A 20,109-nucleotide genomic window follows, 5' to 3' on the forward strand; every position below is an offset into this window, starting at 1 on the left:
CTAATAAATGTTCTCCAAATATCCTAAACTGTAAAATCAATCCCCCCTACCATTTTACCATTTTCTTCTCCAAAATATGCTATAATAATACCAAAAGATAAAGAAGGAAAATCTATGATTAAACTATTAGCCTTGGATATGGACGGAACCCTCCTCAATGAAGCCAAGGAAATCCCACAAGCTCACATCACTGCCATTCACCAAGCTATTGAAAAAGGTGTCAAACTGGTTCTCTGTACTGGTCGCCCGCTTTTCGGTGTCCTCCCCTACTACAAAAAACTGGGACTCGACCTCCAGAATGAGTATGTTATTGTTAATAACGGTTGCTCAACTCACCAGACCAGTGATTGGAGTCTGGTTGATTGGCAAGAACTTAGTCCAGCAGACATCGAATACCTCTATGACCTAGCTGAAAAAAGTGATGTTCAGTTGACTCTTTTTGATGAGGAACATTATTTTGTCCTCGGTGGCAAGCCCAATCAAGTTATCCAAAATGATGCCAAGCTAGTCTTTTCAGACCTGACAGAAATTTCCCTTGAGGAAGCAACTAGTGGCAAGTATCGCATGTTCCAAGGTATGTTTTTGGGAACAAAAGAGCAAACAGATGATTTTGAAGAGCGTTTTGCTACAGAACTCTGTCAACGATTCAGTGGCGTTCGTTCGCAACCTGTCATTTATGAAGCCATGCCACTTGGAACGACAAAGGCTACTGCTCTTTCACGACTAGCAGAGATTTTGAAGATTGATCCCTCAGAGATTATGGCTATGGGTGATGCTAATAACGATATCGAAATGCTCCAGTTTGCAGGGCTTGGTATTGCAATGGGAAATGCCAGCGATTATGTCAAATCTCTTGCGGATGCTGTTACAGCAAGCAACGAAGAAGACGGCGTTGCGCGTGCCATTGAGAAATATATTTTATAATTAAGAAGCCCAGTTCATGTCAACTGGGTTTTGATATTTAAGAATTCCTAAAACTTTAGAAACTCTTTAGAAATCCTTGAGCTTTCTTTGATTTCTATGCTTTATACTAAAGTTATCAAAATAAATCAAAAGGAGAGAATCATGAAAACAGTACTTGACATTCATGGATTGTCCAAAAACTTCGACAAACAAGCTATCCTTCAGGAGCTTCATCTAACGATAAGAGAGGGAGATATTTATGGACTTATAGGAAAGAATGGAGCTGGGAAGACCACCTTAATAAAAATCATTACGCAACTACTCTTTGCGGATAAAGGAACAGTTTCCCTCTTCTCTAGCCATTCGGAAAATGAATGGAGCAAGTCTCTATCTCGAGTAGGTTCAGTTATCGAATCACCTGTAGCTCATAATCACTTAACAGCCTATCAAAACCTGAAATATTACTGTATGATTCGTCATATTCCAAATGCTGATCAAGTCATTCGAGAAACGCTGGACTATGTAGGTTTGTCAGATACAGGTAAGAAAGTCTTTCGTGATTTCTCGCTAGGAATGAAACAAAGACTTGGTATCGCCATTGCCCTCCTATCCAAACCAGACTTCCTAATCTTAGATGAACCTATCAACGGTCTCGACCCAATCGGTATCAAAGAATTTCGTCTAATGATTCAACGGCTCAATCAAGAAAAAGGGATAACCATTCTTATCTCTAGCCATATCCTGTCGGAGCTCTATCTCCTAGCTAATCGCTTTGGTATTTTGGATCAAGGCAAGATTATCCGTGAAATCAGCAAAGCTGAATTTGAAACACTAAGTGAGGATTATATTGTGCTTAAGACAGCCGACCAAGAGAAAGCTTGTCAAGTATTGAAAGAACAAATCCAGCTCCAGTTCAAGGTTGTCAATCCTGAGAATGAAATCCACATCTTTGGTCAGGAACAAGATGTCAAACAGATTCTCAAAGAATTAACCTTGTCAGATGTTGCTATTGACGAGATTTACTATGCTCGTCAAAACCTAGAAGAATACTTCACTCAATTGGTCCAATAGGAGAAAAATCATGATACATACCATTCAAGCAGACTTTTACCGTCTTTTCCGCTCCAAAGGTTTTTGGATTACAGAGGTCATTCTCTTTGTACTCATGTTAATGGGGGCTATTTTTGGAGCTACTGGTCATCTGATGGCAATCAATACAGAAGAACCAGAAATTCCAACCCATGGTTGGGACGGTGTACAGGCACTTATTAACGCATCTAGTCAAGGTTCAAACCTCGTTTTTCTCTGTATCGTCCTAGCCTGCCTCGTTCTTGGAGTTGATTTAATCGGCAAACTCTATAAAAATAATTTAACAGTGGGTGTTTCTCGTACCGAGTTTTTCCTTGCCAAAGCCTTTGTATTGGCTTGTATTGCACTTTTGCAACTCATCATCGGTCTTGTGATTGCCTTTATTCCAGCAACGATCTTAAATGGATTTGGCACTATGCCTGATGGCTTTATTGGCAATCTACTGGTAACAATTTTCCTTCAATTTCTTTGCCTTCTTGCTTGGCTTTCCATTGTTTCCTTCATTCTCTATGTTAGTCATTCTTATCTTGCGGTATTTATTGGTTATTTGGTCAGCTCTATCTTACTTTCTATGCCAATGCTCCTTTTTCCAAATATCAAAATTTTACCATATTTGTCCTTACAATTTGCCTATGCTATGACTGCTAATAGTGAATCCATTTTCTATACACTTATAGTTACCTTAGCTGTGATTGTAATCTTTAATCTAAGTGGACTGGCAGTTTTCAAAAAGAAAAGTCTATAAAAAATGACCTCCTCTAGCCTACAGAGGAGGTTTATTTCGTTAAAAGTAAATAAAAACTGACAACCATTGCCCATCTGTGCTTAGTTTCATCTCTGCACCGAGAAGATGGCATAATTCCTCAGTGATATAAAGGCCTAAGCCAGAGGATTCTTCAGTATCAGATAGATTTTCAGAATAAAAACGGTTGCTGAGATTTTCTATTCTTTTGATGGGTTGTTTGACAAGGTTTGCAATCTCTAAGGCAAGCTGTTCCTTTTCCTTTCTCAAAGATAGACGCGCTTCTTCCTTACCATGCTTGAGGACATTTCCAAGCAAATTTTGTAAAATGCGATCCAGCAAGTCTTCATCAGTCCTCATTGTTAAACCAGCTTCAACCTTAAAATCAAGCGTGATATTTGCCGCCTGAAAAACATCATAATAAGCCAGAGTCTTTTTGGTGATAAAAGCTGAAAAATCCACTTCTTCCAGTTTCGGTTTGACAGCTCCTTCCATCAAACGACGGTATTCTAGGAGAGCCTCCAAACGTTTAGAAACTAAATCAAGATGCTGGGCTATTTTTTGTAAGGTTTCTGATTTATCTTCAGGAGATTTTATCAATTGTTGGGTGTAACCTGAAGCGATAGTCAGAGGTGTTCGAATATCATGGGCAATATTGCTGATGGCCATATCCAGAGTCTGCTTTTCCCTTTTCATAACCAACCGAGCTTGTTCTACTTCCTGAAATAGATTCTCAATCTGCTGGTAGAGTTGTAAAAAATGTTTGGAAAAAATGCTGATTCCGACTCTTTTCATACTACCTGTGAGAATCTTGTCTTCAATCTGTTGACTCAAGTTTTTAAGTGCTATATGGTAGCGAATCAATGCAATCGATAAAATAATTAGGAGTATCAGTAGGATAAAGATTATCATGTAGGTCATTGCTTGTCTCCTTTTAATCTTACACCAACTCCCCAGATGGTTTCAATATATTCTTGATTTGGGTCAAGCTGGTTTAATTTTTTACGAAGATTACTCAAATGCGTATTGAGGGTATTATCTCCAGGTAGATAGCTATCCTCCCAGACCAATTCATAAAGTTCTTCCTTGGTGAAGATCTTCTTAGGATGTTTAAGGAGAGTTTGGAGAATCAAGCATTCTTTCTTAGCAAGGCGAATGGATTCAGTAGTGTTTCCTATCTCAAAACTTTCTGCATCAAACTGGATATTTTTCAAATTTTGTGGCAGATTTTCAGTTTTTCCTAGTTCTATAGGCTGTTTTTCTACGCTTTGGCGTAATTGAACAGTAACTCTAGCAAAGACTTCGTCCAAATCAAAAGGCTTGACGATGTAATCATTGGCACCGTCTAAGAGATATTGACTGATTAACTTCTTATCACTCAAAGCCGTTAGCATAATGACTGGAGTTTGACTTTGTTCCCTAATGGATTTTAAAACCTGATCCCCATTTTTCCCGGGAAGCATGATATCTAGCAAAACGAGGTCAATCCCACCTTGGTCAAAACGCATGATTCCTTCTGTACCAGAAAAGGCTTGAAGCACCTCATGCTCCTCAGTAAGAAGTGTCCGCAAAATCTCTTGAATGTCACTATTGTCTTCAATAACCAATATCCTAGCCATAAATACCAACCTTTCTGCAACTATTATAGCATGTTTTATTGATAAAGCTTAAACAGAAAAGCTCCTCGCATCAAAGTGCGAGAAAGCCTTAGAGGGTTAAAATATAAAATCCACTTGATAGACAACATAGTATCCTTATAGTTGCTAATAAGAAGTTAGTCTAGCAGAATGAATTTCTCATTTCTCCCCTACTAGTCCGTAATGCGTTGATACATTTCGGGTCTTCTATCTCGAAACAAGCCCCAGTTTAGGCGTTCGCTTGCTCCCTTGTCTAGGTCATAGGTAGCTAACAGAACAACTTCTCCTTGTCTTTCAGCTTGCTCTAGAATAGCTCCTGTTTCATCCGTCATAAAGGATGAACCGTAGAAGTCAAGACTGGAACTCTGTCCACCATTTTCCTCACTTGGAGTGACTTCCTCTAATCCATAACGATTGGCTGCGATGACTGGAACAATATTTGCTGCTGCGTGTCCTTGCATGGTACGTTGCCAATGACCACAACTATCTGTATCCAAAATTGGCTCTGAACCGATGGCTGTAGGATAAAAGAGCAATTCAGCACCATTCAATGCAAGACAGCGCGCTGTTTCAGGGAACCATTGATCCCAACAGATACCAATCCCAATCTTGGCATAGCGAGTATCCCAGACCTTGAAACCAGTATTACCAGGCGTGAAATAGAACTTTTCTTGATAATAATGATCATCTGGTATGTGAGTCTTCCGATAAACACCCAGCACTTCCCCATCTGCATCGATGACGGCAATAGAGTTATACAAGACATTTCCATCTTTTTCATAGAAACTGATTGGTAAAACGACTTCTAGTTCCTTAGCAATCACCTTAAAATGCTGAATAGCTGTATTGTCTGTCACCGACTGGGCATGCTGGTAGTAGTCATACTGACGTTCCTGACAGAAATAAGGACGTTCAAACAACTCGGGCAAGAGAATAATTTGTGCACCTTGTTCTGCAGCCTGACGTACTAAACGCTCTGCGGTTTGGATATTTGTTGCCACATCCTTAGCGCATTGCATCTGAATGGCTGAAACTCTTACATTTCTCATCTTTTTCTCCTATTCTGGGATTTGTTGGGTGATACAGTGGATATTGCCACCACCTAAGAGAATATCTCTGGCTGGAATTCCGACAACTTTACGGTCTGGGAAACACTTACTGAGGATATCTAAGGCCACTTGGTCGTTTTTATCCTGAAACTGAGGAACTAGGACAGCCTTGTTGGTAATATAAAAGTTTACGTAGGAAGCCGCTAGTCGTTCACCTGCATATCGCTCTTCTTCACCTTCTTCATAGATGTAGCCTGGCAAATCCTCTTCTGTCACAACTTGTCGAATTGCAGGGATAGGCAATTTATGAATGGTAAACTTCCGTCCTTTTGCATCTGTTTCCTTTTCTAAAAGCTCTAAATCAGCTACAGACATGGCATACTGAGGATCATTTTCGTCGTCTGTCCAAGCCAAAACAAGCTCAGCAGGACCAACGAAGGCAGCAACATTGTCAACGTGTTCATTGGTTTCATCCTGATAAATACCATAAGGAAGCCAGATAACTTTTTCAGCTCCAAGGCTCTCTAATAAGGTGTTTTCGATTTCCTCTTTACTGAGATGAGGATTGCGACCAGGACTAAGCAAGCAATTTTCAGTCACGAGAATGGTTCCTTGACCATCGCTATGTATCGCTCCGCCTTCTAGGACAAAAGGTTTGGCATCATAAACAGGCATTTCCAAGATCTTAGCAAAACGACTAGCTACTTGGTCATCATCTTCATAATCTTGATAAAGACCATCTACAGCTCCACCCCAAGCATTGAAAGACCAATCAACTGCCAACTTTTCCCTTTTATCATTGAGGAGAATGGTCGGTCCTGTATCTCTAGCCCAGGCATCATTGGTGGGAATGTCTAAATAAACAACCTTGTCTCCAAGATAAGATTGGGCTTCAGATAGATAATCTTGCTCCACCAAAAGATAGACTCTTTCCCCTTGAGCAATAGTTTTGATAATCTGGCTAAATACTGCTTTAGCAGCTTTTCCTTGAAAGGGCCATGAACCTGATCGAGTCGGCCATATCATGAGGGTACCATGATGGGGTTCGTACTCTGCTGGCATACGATAGCCTAATTTTTTTGGACTGTCCATCATGATAATCTCCCTTTAAAGTCTTGATATCCGAAGGCTTTGACTAAGCTGCAGTCACCCTGTTCGTCCATGAGATAGAGACTTGGCAATCCAATACCGTTGAAGGTATTATTTTTGACAAATGAGTAAATAGCCATGTCTTCAAAATAAAGTCTGTCACCAATTTCTATTGGACTTTCAAAGCTATAATCACCAATCACATCGCCCGTCAGACAGGTATTGGAAGAAAGTCTATAGGTATGGGCTTTTTCTTGTGCTTCATAGCCATCTCTCAATGGTGGTCGATAAGGCATCTCAAGTACATCCGGCATATGACAGGTAGCTGAAGCATCCAAGACCAGCGTTTCAATCCCATTTTCGACAATATCCAGAACCTCTGTTGCTAAATAGCCAGCATTAAGAGCAATGGCTTCACCTGGCTCGATATAAACTTCAAGATTGTATGTTTCTCGGATACGCTTGATTTCTGAAATCAGCAAATCCACATCGTAACCTTCTCTTGTGATGTGGTGTCCGCCCCCCATATTGAGCCATTTGACCTCATGTAAGTACGAACCAAATTGCGCTTCTACTGCTTTCAAAGTTGTCTCTAAATCATCTGCTCCCTGCTCGCAAAGGGTATGAAAATGAAGTCCGTCAACCAAATCTAGCAAATCACTCGGAATCTTGTCTAAAGTAACTCCGAAACGGGATCCAGGGGCGCAAGGATCATAGAGAGCGTGATCTCCTTGGGTTGAACATTGAGGGTTGAGGCGTAAACCAACACTGATACCAGCCTCCCGACAACGAGGCCCATGTTTACGCAATTGTCTCTCAGAGTTAAAGACGATATGGTCTGTTATCTCTAACAATTCCTCCAAGTCTGCATCCTTAAAGGCTGGCGCAAAAACATGGACTTCCCCCGGAAACTCTTCTCTAGCTAACTTAGCCTCATAAAGTCCACTAGCAGTCGTACCAGATAGATACTGGCTAATCATGGGATAGGTTTTGTAGAGGGAATATGCCTTCTGGGCAAGCAAAACCTTGCAACCAGCTTCTTCTTGAACATATTGTAAAATGCGGCAATTGGCTTCTAACTTAGCCAAGTTAATGACATAGGCTGGTGTTGGTACTTGTTCTAGCTTCATTAGTCCACCATTTGTGGATTTTCAACCACAATCCAAGGCAACCCATACTCATTCAAAGCTTCCATGAATGGATCTGGATCCAATTCTTCAAGATTATACACTCCAGCTTGTTTCCAAGTACCGTTCATAACCAATTTTGTCCCAATCATAGCTGGAACGCCTGTCGTGTAAGAAATGGCTTGTGAACCAACCTCTGCGTAGCATTCCTGATGGTCGCAAACATTGTAGATGTAGATGGTCTTTTCAACGCCATCTTTTACACCTGTAAAGATACATCCAATATTGGTTTTACCTACAGTGCGCGGTCCAAGGCTAGCAGGATCTGGAAGCAAGGCTTTCAAAAATTGAATTGGAACAATTTCTTGGCCGTTAAAGTTAATGGTATCAGTACGAAGGAGCCCTACATTTTCCAAGCATTTCATATGCGTTAGATAAGATTGACCAAAAGTCATAAAGAAACGAATACGTTTGACACCTGGAATGTTTTTCGCCAATGATTCAATTTCTTCGTGGTGAAGGAGATACATGTCTTTTTGTCCAACTTGAGGGAAATCGTACTCGCGCTTGATTGACATAGCTTCCACTTCGACCCATTTTCCATCTTCCCAGTAAGAACCTGGCGCAGAAACCTCGCGTAGATTGATTTCTGGGTTAAAGTTTGTCGCAAATGGATAACCGTGGTCACCACCATTACAGTCTAAAATGTCGATATAGTGGATTTCATCAAAATAATGTTTGAGGGCATAGGCTGAAAAGACACTAGTCACACCTGGATCAAATCCAGAACCAAGAAGAGCGGTTAATCCAGCTTCTTTGAATTTCTCCTGATAAGCCCATTGCCATGAGTAGTCAAAGTAGGCTGTAAAACCAAGTTCCTTGCAACGTTTCTCATAAATAGCACGCCATTCAGGATCTTCTGTATCCTCAGCCTCATAGTTGGCGGTATCGATATAGTGGACTCCTGTTGCCAAACAAGCATCCATGATGGTCAAGTCTTGATAAGGCAAAGCTACGTTCAAAACAGCTTCTGGCTTGTAGCTTTCAATCAAGGCAATCACTTCTTCTACCTTGTCAGCGTCAAGAGCAGCTGTCTCAATCTTTGTACTTGTTTTGCCTTCTAGCTTCGCTTTCAAGTCATCGCATTTTGACTTAGTACGGCTAGCAATCATAATCTCTGTAAAGGTTTCGCTATCTTGACAAATCTTTGAAATAGCAACTTGGGCAACGCCCCCACATCCAATAACTAATAAACGACTCATTTTTTTCCTTCCTCTTCTTCTAAAATGTCCTCAACATACTTGGGTAACATAAAGGCTCCCACGTGTAAGTTTGCAGTATAGTATTCTGTGAAAAGCTGGCGTTTTTTCCAGCCTTCCTTGTCAAAATCTTTGACAGGATGGTATTTTTTTGATGCAAATCCAAACAACCAATAGCCAGCTGGGCTAGTTGGAATATGGGCTTGATAAACTCGACTGATTGGAAAGGCTTGATTAACCTTGCGGTGCATGCTACGGCAAGCTGACTCATCCTCGTCAAAGAAGGGACTCCCATGCTGGTAAATCATGATGCCGTCTTCTTTCAAGGCTCTGTAACTGTTGCCGTAAAATTCCTTGGTAAAGAGCCCTTCCGTATGTCCAAATGGATCTGTCGCATCGTTGATAATGATATCGTAATCATCTTCGCAGTTTCGCAAAAAGCGTAGCCCATTTTGGTAGTAAATGGTAACACGAGGATCATCTAGCCCTGCAGCAAAATCTGGGAAATACTCACGACAGACTTCAACTAGCATCTCATCCGGTTCCACAATATCGATTTGTTCCAATTCTGGATACAGTGTCAAAACTTGGGCAACACCACCGTCGCCACCTCCAATAACCAAGACTTTCTTGGGATTTGGGTGGACAGCCATGGGAACGTGAACAGTCATTTCGTTGTAGACAAAGTCATCCGCATCTGAGAACAAGACGTGCCCATTTAAAATTAGTATTTTCCCAAAAGCTGGCGTATCCAAGACTTCGATATCCTGCCATTCACTTTTACCAGCGTAGAGTTGCTTGGCTGTTCTCAGGGACAATTTGACATCTGGAGTATGAACTTCAGAAAACCATAAATCCATCTAGTTCTCCTTTCTCTTAATGACGTTGATATGATTGACCTCAGGATCTTCCGTCCCTTGGAGGGAGCAACCACGTTCCTTGGCAAATTGGATATAATCGACAATTTCTCGTGTAATGCGTTCTCCAGGAGCCAAGATAGGAATACCTGGAGGATAGCACATGACAAATTCCCCACAGACTTGTCCAACAGATTCGTCTAAAGACAAACTTCTTCTCTCTGAATAGAAGGCTTCTTGTGGAGACAGCACTAACTCGGGCTGGATATATTCTCCAGCTATCAAGTCTTTCCCATCTCGTGAATAGAGTCTCTTGATATCAGCCAAAGCACCGACCAAGCGCTCGATGTCTTGGATACGGTCACCAATCGAAATATAGGCCAAGATATTGCCAATATCACCAAACTCAATCTGAATGTCGTATTCGTCTCGTAGGAGGTCATAAACCTCGATACCTGTTAAGCCAATACCCTGAGTGTAAACTGACAGCTTGGTTACGTCAAAATCGCAAACGGAAACACTATCTATTAACTCTTTTGAGTAGGCATAGTAGCCACCGATAGCATTGATTTCACGACGAGCATACTCTGATAACTCAATGACTTTCTCAAAAGACTCTTTACCACGTAGAGCCAAGTTACGACGCGAAATATCCAAACTAGCCATCAACAAATAAGAGGCGGAGGTTGACTGGGTCAGGTTGATAATCTGACGTACGTATTCAGGATTCATCTGCTTCCCGATTAAAAGAAGCGAACTTTGTGTCAAACTCCCACCAGACTTATGCATAGAAACTGCTGCCATATCAGCACCTGCATCCATAGCAGAAATTGGAAGTTTATCTGTAAAATGCAAATGTGCTCCGTGGGCCTCATCTATCAAAACCATCATGCCCGCTTCATGAGCCATTTCCGTTAGACCCTTGAGGTCTGAACAGATTCCGTAGTAAGTAGGATTGTTAATCAAAATGGCCTTGGCATCTGGATGCTCCTTTATGGCCTGGGCTACTCGGTCGTTTTCAAGACCTAAAGCGATACCAATTTTAGGATCCACACTCATCTCGATATAGATGGGAATGGCACCACATAGAACCAGCGCATTAATAGCAGATTTATGGAGATTACGTGGCAAAATAATCTTATCTCCAGCCTTGCAGGTAGAAAGAATCATAGTCTGCACCGATGAAGTTGTTCCCCCTATCATGAGAAAGGCATGGGCTGCTCCAAAAGCATCCGCCGCCAGCTCCTCTGCATCCCGAATGATCGAAATGGGATGCCCTAAATTATCCAAGGGTTTCATCGAATTAACATCAATGCCTACACATTTTTCACCTAGCAGTTCGACAAGTTCTGGATTTCCCCGTCCACGCTTGTGACCTGGAACATCAAAGGGAACAATCCTTTTCTTGCGTAACTTCACCATGGCTTCATAAATTGGGGCTTGATTTTGATCTAACTCTTTCAAGACACACTCCTTTCAATATTTTTAGGACCTTATGAAAACTAAGGAACTAAAGGTTGACTCATGAAAAAAGAGCAGGTTTTCACCTGCTCTGCAATCTTCTGACGTGTTTATTTTGGTTTCTGTTGAGTATGTCTGTTCCCGATGTTTCCTAACTCTCTAGTAGCAAATATTACGTACTTTATTGATCGTTTCACAAGATGACGTGTGCTTTCACCACACTAAAAATTTATGAATTAGGACAAACGTCCTAACATCAACTTATAAAAGTAGGCTTTTAACCCTATCAATAATGTGGTTTTTCAACCACGCTTCGGCATTCAACCCTGCCTGTCCGTAGGCATTTTTTACTCGGGTTTATATTTGCTAGAAAACATCATCTCATTTTCTAAGCTTTATTACTATATCATGTTTCCAAGAACTTGTAAAGCGTTTTACGAAAAAAATATAAAAAAGTTCGCAAAATATTTGGATTTTATTTGATTTAATACTCATTATTCTCTTGCAAACGATTATAAAGTGAACAAAATGTTTATCGTATTTAATTTAAAATTCTTTATGCTATTCTATACTCAGTACCCTCGGTGTTTGATCTATCAGAAAAAATGCTGAAATTTCTACATCATTAGAATCGTGCAACTTTTTTCAGACAGTTTTAAAAGATTGATTTCCTTATATTTTTCCTTTATACTGGATAAAAAGGAGAATAATATGTCAGAAACAAATCACGAAATTGATTCAAATTTTGCAGGTCGTTTAAATATCCTGCGTGCGGGCGTTCTTGGTGCCAATGATGGGATTATTTCCATTGCTGGTGTGGTTATCGGGGTTGCCAGTGCCACGACCAATATCTGGATTATCTTTTTATCAGGCTTTGCGGCTATCTTGGCTGGTGCCTTTTCTATGGCTGGTGGGGAGTACGTATCCGTTTCAACTCAAAAAGATACCGAGGAAGCAGCCGTTGCGCGTGAGCAAGTCTTGCTAGACCAAGATATAGAGTTAGCTAAAAAGTCTCTCTATGCTGCCTATATCCAAAATGGAGAATGTGAAACCTCTGCCCAACTCTTGACCAACAAGGCCTTTCTTAAAAATCCACTCAAGGCTTTAGTAGAGGAAAAATACGGGATTGAGTATGAAGAATTTACCAATCCTTGGCATGCTGCTATCTCTAGCTTTGTTGCCTTTTTCCTTGGAAGTTTGCCTCCAATGCTGTCAGTAACTATTTTCCCAAGTGAATACCGCATTCCTGCTACTGTCCTTATCGTCGGTGTGGCCCTTCTTCTCACTGGTTACACTAGTGCCAAACTTGGAAAAGCCCCAACCAAAACAGCTATGATTCGGAACCTAGCTATTGGTCTTTTAACCATGGGAGTTACCTTCTTGCTCGGTCAACTTTTCAGCATTTAATACTCTTCGAAAATCTCTTCAAACCACGTCAGCGTTGCCTTGCCGTACTCAAGTATAGCCTGCGGCTAGCTTCCTAGTTTGTTCTTTGATTTTCATTGAGTATAAAATACAAGAAATACCTCGATTTTGAAGTCGAGGTATCTTTTTTACATTTGCACAATTTTACGATAACTTCTAGAAGTAATCATGAAAATCAGCACATAGGCGATGAGGAAGATAGCGCAGATAGACAAGGTCACAATCAACATCATATTCGTATCTATTACACCAATCACTTTTAAAATCAGACTAAGCATATGGTAGGCAAAGGCGAGATGTATGAAGGCAAAAAGCAAAGGAAGGAAGAAAACAGTTAAAACCTGTTTGTTGATGGTTTGCTTGATTTGCTTTTGATCTAAACCGACTTTCTGCAAGATAATAAAGCGTTCACGATCTTCATAACCTTCAGAAATTTGTTTGTAGTAGATGACCAGAACAGTTCCGACCATAAAGATAATGGATAGGAAAATACCGATAAAGAAGACACCACCAAAGAGGGCACTCATCTGAGTACTAGCATCTGATAAATTACTACCATAAACATAGCTACCTTCCGTGTTTAATTGAGCATTAAATTGATCGAGGTATTTATCATACTCGTCAGCGACCTTGAGTTGTTCTTCTTCACTGGCATTTACATTCATACCACCGTAAAACTGATTATAGATAGCCGAATCTGGGAATTGATCCAAAAAGGCTTGTAAATCAGGTACAACAAGATAATTGTAATCAGCAGTCAAAATATTAAACTGATTTGGGACATGGTTGACAATAAAATCTTTATTAAATTCTTCTTTGACAGAAAATTGATGATCATTCAGAATTAGAGTTTTCTGTTCTTTAACTCCCTCATTCTTGGCAAAGAGTCCGACCTCATTTCCTGATAGAGACAGTTTTTGACCAGTCATATTTTCATAATCTTTTTGGTCAAATACCATAAAAACTGTTGTGGGTTGGACACGATTTTGTCCTTTTTCAAAAAGTGTTAACTTATTTCCTTCTTGGTTTGCAACACCAAAGTAAGTATAACGAATTACTTCTTTCTCTTTAATCTTATAACCTTTGTCACTTGCAAACTGGCTCAAGAGTTTGTCCAAATCTTCTTTTTCAACATTTTGTCCTGAAACCCCAAAATCATGAGGATTTAGAACTTTTTTAAAGGATTCTGCGGAATTGAAAATGCTTGTCGCTGCTGACATGGTTACTAAAACCATTGTTGACAAAATAGCGATAGTTGCTAGTCCAACTGCATTTTTCTTCATACGGAAAATCAAGTTGGAAACAGATATGAGGTTATTAGGTTGGTAATAGTATTTCTTGTTTTTCTTTAAGATTTGAAGGAAAACGGTAATACCTGCATTGAACAAGAGATAAGTACCAAAGATAACCAGCAAAACAGCTATGAAGAAGGTTGTTAAGGCTGTAAGAGGATCTTTTACCGTAAGGGCAAGATAATAGCCAATCCCTAAACTAATCGAACCAAGAATCGTTTGGAGAGGTAGGAAACGACCTTTTTTCTCTCCGCTTGCTTTCTCACGCGAGAGCTGGAGGGCATTCATACGGGCGATTCGAAGGGCATTCAGGAACATGAGGCCTAGAAAAATCAAACCAAAGACAACAAGTACTGTAATGACAACTTTCATCTGGAAGGTAGCGACCAGCTCAACCTTCAATTTCATCAGTTTGAGCAAGAAAGCGAAAATTAACTTGTCAAACAAGGCTCCAATACCGATACCTGCTCCAACAGTTAGAATCCCAAATAGCACTAACTCCTTAAAGGTCATACTGATCAGGTGACGTTTCTCCAAGCCCAACATGCCATAAATTCCTAGTTCCTTGGAACGGTTCTTCATGACAAAACTATTGGCATAGAGGACGATAATGGCTGACGCAAGGGTGACGACAAACATACCAAATCCAAGTGTAGCCTGAATGGTTGTTCCTCCACGGATTTCAGCAATCTTGGGATTGAAGGTTAGAGAGTAAAAGAGATAGGTGACAGTGACTGCCAAGAGAACAGCCAGCGCAAAAGGATAGTAGAGTTTGCGGTTTTTAATCAAGTTCGATACCGCTAACTTATTGGTTAATCGAAACATACTAATTCACCTCGCTTGCCATGACAGTCAAGGTATCAGAGATTTCTTGGAACATCTGACGCTCTGTCTTCTCTCCACGGTAGATTTGATTGTAAAGAATGCCGTCTTTGATAAAGAGCACACGCTTAGCCCTGCTAGCTGCTGCTGTTGAGTGGGTTACCATGAGAATGGTTTGACCTCGCTCATTGATTTCATCAAAGACATCAAGTAAGGCTGCAGATGACTTGGAATCAAGGGCTCCTGTTGGCTCATCCGCAAGGAGAATTTCAGGTTCTGTGATGATGGCGCGTGCTACTGCTACCCTTTGTTTTTGTCCACCAGAGATTTCATAAGGGTACTTCTCTTGCAATTGGTTGATACCTAGATTCTCGGCTGTCACCACCAATTTCTTCATCATCTCCGTAATAGGTCTTCTTGACAAGACAAGCGGAAGCAAGATATTGTCTTTTACAGAGAGAGTATCTAGCAAGTTAAAGTCTTGGAAGACAAAGCCCAATTTTTCACGACGGAAGCTAGAGGCCTGTGAATTTTTAATGGTTGCGGTGTCAGTTCCATTCAAGTAAACCTGACCACGTGTTGGTTTGTCCAGCATAGCTAGGATATTGAGAAGAGTTGATTTACCAGAACCAGACTCACCCATGATAGCAACGTAGTCACCCTTTTCTACGGTAAAGTGAATATCCTTGAGGGCCTCTACTTGATTGCCCTGAAAACGAGTTTTATAAATTTTTTGAACGTGTTTTACATCTAAAAGTGTCATGAGAATCTCCTTTCTTAATATCCCATCAAATGAAATGTTGCTTGCATCATAGCGCATCCCAGCTGAACACGCTCGATATCTTTGTGGCTTGGTTTTCTTGTTTTCTTCTGTAAGATTTGTTTCATGATGTTACTCCTTTGTTCTTTATGAGTCTAGTTTACATCAAAAAAAGACCGCTTGCCATAACCTAACCTTACAAAAGAGACTTTAATCTTACATTTTTGTAAGATTGGGAGAAATGTAGGCAAAATTACTTATAAAATAATTTGATTTCTTATTTTTAAAATTGTAAAATATAAGTGTGAAAAGGCTTACTTTGGAAAGGAGGAAGCGGGAACTAACATTTGAGTAAGCTTACCTAGATAACATACCATTAAATTTAACACTTGCAAGTTGTTCAACCTATAAGAAAAGAAGGGGCACTTTAATGAAACACAAAGAACATATACTCATCGGACTTCTCTATCTCCTCTCTCCATTCATCGGTCAGCTCTTAGTTAAACAGACATACTTTATCGGTACACAATTTACAGCTACTGCTTATGCTATTTGCTGGCTATCAGTTGTTATCAGCATCCACCATTTTTCAAAAAATGTATTGTCTCAGCATGAAAAATCAGATTAGAAACATGAGTTCAAAAACATGATTTTAGTTTATAGATAAAGTTGGAAAAATATTATTAAAAGTAAAAAAGCTTTAAATCAAGCAGTTTAGACTATTGATTTAAAGCTTTTTGCTTATTCCAAATCTTCTGTAGAATCTCACCAAAACCATCCTTCGTTATCGTCAATAGCTTGGGCTTCTTTGCGTTTGCGTGGGCCTGTTCCGTACATTTCTGCTTCAATTTCTTCCTTGGTTGGCATGATAGAAGCTAGGATGATATAGATAATCACGCCAAGTCCAAAGTTTGCAACTGTAAAAATGGCAAACAAGAAACGAACAAGAGTAACATCAAAGTTCCACTTGTCTGACAGACCTGCCAGAACTCCTGAAATCATGCGATTTCGTCTCATTTTATAAAATTTACTGTTCATGATATTTCCTCTTTCTGCTAGGTTAGACATAGTATAACACGGGTAGGCTCGGCTTTCATCAGTCCTCAGGCTGATTTATTAGTAGCAATTTACCTCGACAAAGTCCACAGCGATAGCGTTTGGTATCAATCCTTCGCTTGCGATGATACCTTTGCTGGCAGGATTGGCAACGATAGAGCTTGAGTGGTTTGGAGTTGCTATTTGGCAAGGTTGGTACAAAGCGTAATCCATCCACTGCTTTCAAAAGTTCCTTAAAATGCCGATCCTTGTGTTGATAGCCCTTCCCTTGAAAATAGAGGTGATAATGACAGAGTTCATGTCGGACAATTTTCCTAAAAACATCCAGACCCAATTCCTGATAAACCTTGGGATTAAAATCCAAATGCCCATCTTTTGGGAAAAATCGCCCACCTGTCGAACGTAGACGCCTATTCCACTGGGCATGATGGATAAAAGGTCTGCCGAAGTCTTCAAGTGAAACCTGCTTAACGTAATCAGTCAGTTTCATTTGGAGCCAGGAGCGACAGATTGACTTTTTCACGTTCAGTATCAATTTTCTTAACCCAGACTGTCACCAAATCTCCGACAGACACCACTTGGCTAGGATGTTTGATAAATTTGCGGCTCATATGGGAAATATGAATCAGACCGTCCTCATGAATCCCAATGTCAACAAATGCACCGAAATCAACGACGTTACGCACCACACCCTCTAGCTTCTGTCCAACCACTAAGTCTTTGATATCCAGGACATCTTGGCGAAGCACAGGTGCGTCAAAGGAATCACGGAAATCTCGACCTGGTTTGAGAAGATCGGCAATGATATCTTTAAGAGTTTCTGGACCAAGGTCTAGCTCTTGCGCCATATCTTTGACTGAAATCGACTTGAGTTTGCTTTGGGCTTCTTCATTCAAGTCTGTAATGTCCAAACGTTTGAAAAGTTCCTTAACGGCAGCGTAATTTTCTGGGTGAACTCCTGTATTATCAAGGATATTGCTACTTTCAGGGATACGAAGGAAACCAGCAGCCTGTTCAAAGGCCTTGGCCCCCAGACGCGGAACTTTCTTGATTTGGGCGCGTGAAGTGATTTTTCCTTCCTCCTCACGGTATTTGACAATATTTTCAGAGATGGTTTTATTGAGTCCAGCGACATGGGAGAGAAGAGCTGGGCTGGCTGTATTGACATTGACACCGACTTGGTTTACCACTGTATCGACAACAAAGTCCAGACTCTCAGATAGTTTCTTCTGACTGACATCGTGTTGGTATTGACCGACACCGATTGACTTAGGATCGATTTTGACCAATTCCGCAAGGGGATCTTGCAAACGACGGGCGATAGAAATAGCAGAGCGTTTTTCAACGGTCAAATCTGGAAACTCCTGACGAGCTAATTCACTAGCAGAATAGACAGAAGCACCACTTTCATTGACGATAACATAGCTGACTTCAGGGAAATCTTTCAGAACTTCCGCCACAAAGGCTTCACTTTCACGACTAGCAGTACCATTTCCGATGGCAATAATCTCTACACCGTATTGCCCAATCAAATCTGCCAAATCTTTCTTTGCTTCATCGATTTGACGAGCTGATGCTGGTTTAACGGGATAAATGACCTGAGTTGTCAGCATTTTTCCTGTTGCATCCACGACAGCTAGCTTGGCACCTGTACGAAAGGCAGGGTCAAATCCAAGAACCACGCGCCCTTTCAGTGGAGCAACTAAGAGCAGATTGCGCAGATTGTCAGAAAAGAGTTGAATAGCTCCCTCTTCTGCCTTTTCAGTTAATTCTGTCCGAATACGGCGCTCGATAGCAGGCAAAACTTTTTTCTTAACTGACTGTTGAACAACTTCATCAATATAGGCATTTTTCACCTTGAAACGAGCTGCAAAGAAAGCTAGAATACGGTCCGTCGCATGTTCAAAACCGACCTTCAAGACACCTAGCTTCTCCCCACGATTGAGGGCTAAGGTACGATAACCCTGCATATTTCCAACCGTCTCTGAAAAATCATAATAAATCTGAAAAACCTGCTTTTCATCAAGACTTTCATCCTTGACTTGAGAAGTGAGTTTAGAGTGTCTCAGCACTTCCTGATAAGTCATGGAACGCAAGGTCACATCTTCCGATAAGGCTTCGACCAAGATATCAACTGCACCAGCCAAGGCCTCCTTACCAGTCGCAAATCCTTCACAGACAAACTTTTCAGCCTCTTTATCTAAGTCCGCTACATTCTGCAAAATCAAGCGAGCAAGAGGGAATAGTCCAGCTTCACGGGCAATGGTTGCCTTGGTCCGACGTTTTTCCTTGTATGGAAGATAGAGTTCTTCTACATCTGCTAATTTTTCGGCTGCTAAGATAGCTTCTTCCAATTCCTTGGTCAGCTTGCCTTGTTCTTGAATCTTGGCCAAGACAGCTTCCTTACGGTCGTTGAGGTTGGTCAGACTTTTATCCAAGTCAATAATAGCCTTAATCGCCACCTCATCCAAACTACCAGTCATGTCCTTGCGATAACGCGCGATAAAGGGAATAGTCGCCCCTTCAGCTGTCAAACTTAGAACAGTATCGATTTGCTTTAACGTCACTCCCAAATCTTGGGAGATTTTTTCATATTTTTTATCCATGAATCTATTATACCATAAGCTAAACGTTTCAAATTAGCTCACACAATATTTAAAAACAATACTTGGAGAATGAATTTATATTCTATAGCACAATAACTTGTACTTAGAGAGCATTACCGCCTTTTTTGAACCAAGCCATAATATCAAAAGTATTTAATGGATCAGGCATAATAGCTAGTTCTGGGCCGCGTATAGTTGAGAAGGTTGCAATTTAATTCTAATAGTTTACAGAAGGACTAGTGATTAATTTCACTGTTTTTATTTTTTACAAAACGCTTTATAAAGCTATTTGTTGAAGTTAACGAATCAATTTTCAGAGCAAATAAAAAAATCGCAAGCCTGAGCCTGCGGTGGGGATAATCTTTTTTGAAATTTTTAAACCAAAAAGGAGCATTTAAGCTCCATCCTTTGAAATAACGGACACTTGGCTGGTCGGTGTACCCAGCATCTCAGATACCTTTTTCAAGGTGCGGCAGGAACCTTTCTGCCCTCAAATGTCTTTCGTTAATGTTATTCTAGCACTATCTACTTTTTTTGTCAAGTTTTCTCAATCTACCAGACTTAATACGACTTTGTAACTTGTAATCTTGTAAACGATACATGGTCGGAACATAAAAGAAATTACCACTTTTATGTAACTTAATCGCAACAAGAACATTATTATCAAATCTTTTTACATATTCAAAACTGGCGTCTTTCTCTCGTGGATTGATGCCGACGAAATCTGGATTCCTTAGTATGAGTTCCAGGTCTTCAATATGATGAATCACATCATTGTGATGGCGTTTTATCATATGGCTTCTTAAACCGTCTTTGTTAACCTTGATATCACTGGCTTCAAGAACAATATTAAAAATTTCTTTTACTTCGTCGGTCACCTGACCGATTTTTTCGTGTTCCATCATTTCCTCCGTTATTCCACAACTATTATATCA

19 protein-coding genes and 1 pseudogene are annotated in these 20,109 nt (G+C 40.5%); 5 read left to right on the plus strand and 15 right to left on the minus strand.

What is annotated here, in order from left to right; translation table 11 throughout:
- The first annotated feature begins 114 nt into the window (after positions 1-114).
- From QM424_RS01260 to QM424_RS01270, 3 genes are all read left to right on the plus strand, one after another.
- On the plus strand, positions 115-924 hold the full coding sequence (locus tag QM424_RS01260; protein WP_414392691.1) for a Cof-type HAD-IIB family hydrolase: 810 nt from the start codon (positions 115-117) through the stop codon (positions 922-924).
- Positions 925-1,065: 141 nt separating this feature from the next.
- Positions 1,066-1,974, plus strand: coding sequence for an ATP-binding cassette domain-containing protein (locus QM424_RS01265; RefSeq protein ID WP_414392692.1), 909 nt, complete (start codon positions 1,066-1,068; stop codon positions 1,972-1,974).
- Positions 1,975-1,984: 10 nt separating this feature from the next.
- Positions 1,985-2,737 (plus strand): ABC transporter permease, encoded by a 753-nt coding sequence (locus QM424_RS01270; protein WP_414392693.1) that lies wholly within the window; start codon positions 1,985-1,987, stop codon positions 2,735-2,737.
- A 39-nt stretch (positions 2,738-2,776) separates the two neighbouring features.
- On the opposite strand, the gene QM424_RS01275 is transcribed toward QM424_RS01270, so the two are convergent.
- From QM424_RS01275 to QM424_RS01310, 8 genes are all read right to left on the minus strand, one after another.
- The gene (locus tag QM424_RS01275) at positions 2,777-3,655 is read right to left on the minus strand and encodes a sensor histidine kinase (protein ID WP_414392694.1); all 879 of its coding nucleotides are present in this window, start codon (positions 3,653-3,655) and stop codon (positions 2,777-2,779) included.
- Positions 3,652-4,353, minus strand: coding sequence for a response regulator transcription factor (locus QM424_RS01280; RefSeq protein ID WP_414392695.1), 702 nt, complete (start codon positions 4,351-4,353; stop codon positions 3,652-3,654). Before QM424_RS01280 ends, QM424_RS01275 begins: the two co-directional genes overlap by 4 nt.
- Before the next feature lie 191 nt (positions 4,354-4,544).
- Positions 4,545-5,420 carry an N-carbamoylputrescine amidase gene (aguB, locus tag QM424_RS01285; protein WP_414392696.1) on the minus strand — a complete coding sequence of 292 codons (876 nt, stop codon included), beginning with the start codon at positions 5,418-5,420 and terminating at the stop codon, positions 4,545-4,547.
- A gap of 9 nt (positions 5,421-5,429) precedes the next feature.
- Positions 5,430-6,515, minus strand: coding sequence for an agmatine deiminase (gene aguA / locus QM424_RS01290; RefSeq protein WP_414392697.1), 1,086 nt, complete (start codon positions 6,513-6,515; stop codon positions 5,430-5,432).
- Positions 6,512-7,639, minus strand: a complete 1,128-nt coding sequence (gene nspC / locus QM424_RS01295; protein WP_414392698.1) for a carboxynorspermidine decarboxylase — start codon at positions 7,637-7,639, stop codon at positions 6,512-6,514. The genes aguA and nspC overlap by 4 nt, the downstream gene beginning before the upstream one ends.
- The gene (locus tag QM424_RS01300) at positions 7,639-8,898 is read right to left on the minus strand and encodes a saccharopine dehydrogenase family protein (RefSeq protein ID WP_227231818.1); all 1,260 of its coding nucleotides are present in this window, start codon (positions 8,896-8,898) and stop codon (positions 7,639-7,641) included. The genes nspC and QM424_RS01300 overlap by 1 nt, the downstream gene beginning before the upstream one ends.
- Positions 8,895-9,755: a polyamine aminopropyltransferase gene (gene speE, locus QM424_RS01305; protein WP_000366713.1), complete on the minus strand. Its 861-nt coding sequence runs from the start codon at positions 9,753-9,755 to the stop codon at positions 8,895-8,897. Before speE ends, QM424_RS01300 begins: the two co-directional genes overlap by 4 nt.
- Positions 9,756-11,216 (minus strand): aminotransferase class I/II-fold pyridoxal phosphate-dependent enzyme, encoded by a 1,461-nt coding sequence (locus QM424_RS01310; protein ID WP_414392699.1) that lies wholly within the window; start codon positions 11,214-11,216, stop codon positions 9,756-9,758.
- Between the two features lie 708 nt (positions 11,217-11,924).
- Here QM424_RS01310 and QM424_RS01315 point away from each other — a divergent pair.
- Positions 11,925-12,620 (plus strand): VIT1/CCC1 transporter family protein, encoded by a 696-nt coding sequence (locus QM424_RS01315; RefSeq protein WP_049509353.1) that lies wholly within the window; start codon positions 11,925-11,927, stop codon positions 12,618-12,620.
- Between the two features lie 146 nt (positions 12,621-12,766).
- On the opposite strand, the gene QM424_RS01320 is transcribed toward QM424_RS01315, so the two are convergent.
- Both QM424_RS01320 and QM424_RS01325 read right to left on the minus strand, forming a co-directional pair.
- On the minus strand, positions 12,767-14,755 hold the full coding sequence (locus QM424_RS01320) for an ABC transporter permease (protein ID WP_414392700.1): 1,989 nt from the start codon (positions 14,753-14,755) through the stop codon (positions 12,767-12,769).
- Between the two features lies 1 nt (position 14,756).
- Complete coding sequence (locus tag QM424_RS01325) at positions 14,757-15,515, minus strand: ABC transporter ATP-binding protein (protein ID WP_000173372.1); 759 nt, start codon at positions 15,513-15,515, stop codon at positions 14,757-14,759.
- A gap of 427 nt (positions 15,516-15,942) precedes the next feature.
- On the opposite strand from QM424_RS01325, the gene QM424_RS01330 reads away from it, so the two are divergent.
- Positions 15,943-16,140, plus strand: coding sequence for a hypothetical protein (locus QM424_RS01330; RefSeq protein WP_000680772.1), 198 nt, complete (start codon positions 15,943-15,945; stop codon positions 16,138-16,140).
- 137 nt (positions 16,141-16,277) lie between these two features.
- Here QM424_RS01330 and QM424_RS01335 read toward each other — a convergent pair whose 3' ends face one another.
- From QM424_RS01335 to QM424_RS01355, 5 genes and pseudogenes are all read right to left on the minus strand, one after another.
- Positions 16,278-16,550 carry a PspC domain-containing protein gene (locus QM424_RS01335; RefSeq protein WP_001085044.1) on the minus strand — a complete coding sequence of 91 codons (273 nt, stop codon included), beginning with the start codon at positions 16,548-16,550 and terminating at the stop codon, positions 16,278-16,280.
- 58 nt (positions 16,551-16,608) lie between these two features.
- Positions 16,609-17,058, minus strand: coding sequence for a SprT family protein (locus tag QM424_RS01340; protein ID WP_414392701.1), 450 nt, complete (start codon positions 17,056-17,058; stop codon positions 16,609-16,611).
- The gene (locus tag QM424_RS01345; protein WP_414392702.1) at positions 17,045-19,174 is read right to left on the minus strand and encodes a Tex family protein; all 2,130 of its coding nucleotides are present in this window, start codon (positions 19,172-19,174) and stop codon (positions 17,045-17,047) included. The genes QM424_RS01340 and QM424_RS01345 overlap by 14 nt, the downstream gene beginning before the upstream one ends.
- Positions 19,175-19,277: 103 nt before the next feature.
- A pseudogene (locus QM424_RS01350) lies at positions 19,278-19,358 on the minus strand (DUF1919 domain-containing protein); the annotation flags it as partial.
- Between the two features lie 337 nt (positions 19,359-19,695).
- Positions 19,696-20,076 (minus strand): PBECR3 domain-containing polyvalent protein, encoded by a 381-nt coding sequence (locus tag QM424_RS01355; protein ID WP_050390234.1) that lies wholly within the window; start codon positions 20,074-20,076, stop codon positions 19,696-19,698.
- Between the last annotated feature and the right edge of the window lie 33 nt (positions 20,077-20,109).

The organism is Streptococcus mitis, from assembly GCF_047464945.1.
Classification (GTDB): Bacteria; Bacillota; Bacilli; order Lactobacillales; family Streptococcaceae; genus Streptococcus; species Streptococcus mitis_EA.

Excerpts from the sequence above, each read along its gene's own strand:
- QM424_RS01335 (WP_001085044.1), bottom strand. The coding sequence starts at position 16,550 with ATGAACAGTAAATTTTATAAAATGAGACGAAATCGCATGATTTCAGGA.
- QM424_RS01260 (WP_414392691.1), top strand. The coding sequence starts at position 115 with ATGATTAAACTATTAGCCTTGGATATGGACGGAACCCTCCTCAATGAA.
- QM424_RS01330 (WP_000680772.1), top strand. The coding sequence starts at position 15,943 with ATGAAACACAAAGAACATATACTCATCGGACTTCTCTATCTCCTCTCT.
- QM424_RS01315 (WP_049509353.1), top strand. The coding sequence starts at position 11,925 with ATGTCAGAAACAAATCACGAAATTGATTCAAATTTTGCAGGTCGTTTA.
- QM424_RS01265 (WP_414392692.1), top strand. The coding sequence starts at position 1,066 with ATGAAAACAGTACTTGACATTCATGGATTGTCCAAAAACTTCGACAAA.
- speE (WP_000366713.1), bottom strand. The coding sequence starts at position 9,755 with ATGGATTTATGGTTTTCTGAAGTTCATACTCCAGATGTCAAATTGTCC.
- QM424_RS01320 (WP_414392700.1), bottom strand. The coding sequence starts at position 14,755 with ATGTTTCGATTAACCAATAAGTTAGCGGTATCGAACTTGATTAAAAAC.
- QM424_RS01325 (WP_000173372.1), bottom strand. The coding sequence starts at position 15,515 with ATGACACTTTTAGATGTAAAACACGTTCAAAAAATTTATAAAACTCGT.
- QM424_RS01270 (WP_414392693.1), top strand. The coding sequence starts at position 1,985 with ATGATACATACCATTCAAGCAGACTTTTACCGTCTTTTCCGCTCCAAA.
- nspC (WP_414392698.1), bottom strand. The coding sequence starts at position 7,639 with ATGAAGCTAGAACAAGTACCAACACCAGCCTATGTCATTAACTTGGCT.
- QM424_RS01280 (WP_414392695.1), bottom strand. The coding sequence starts at position 4,353 with ATGGCTAGGATATTGGTTATTGAAGACAATAGTGACATTCAAGAGATT.
- aguA (WP_414392697.1), bottom strand. The coding sequence starts at position 6,515 with ATGATGGACAGTCCAAAAAAATTAGGCTATCGTATGCCAGCAGAGTAC.
- QM424_RS01355 (WP_050390234.1), bottom strand. The coding sequence starts at position 20,076 with ATGGAACACGAAAAAATCGGTCAGGTGACCGACGAAGTAAAAGAAATT.
- QM424_RS01345 (WP_414392702.1), bottom strand. The coding sequence starts at position 19,174 with ATGGATAAAAAATATGAAAAAATCTCCCAAGATTTGGGAGTGACGTTA.
- QM424_RS01340 (WP_414392701.1), bottom strand. The coding sequence starts at position 17,058 with ATGAAACTGACTGATTACGTTAAGCAGGTTTCACTTGAAGACTTCGGC.
- QM424_RS01275 (WP_414392694.1), bottom strand. The coding sequence starts at position 3,655 with ATGACCTACATGATAATCTTTATCCTACTGATACTCCTAATTATTTTA.
- aguB (WP_414392696.1), bottom strand. The coding sequence starts at position 5,420 with ATGAGAAATGTAAGAGTTTCAGCCATTCAGATGCAATGCGCTAAGGAT.
- QM424_RS01300 (WP_227231818.1), bottom strand. The coding sequence starts at position 8,898 with ATGAGTCGTTTATTAGTTATTGGATGTGGGGGCGTTGCCCAAGTTGCT.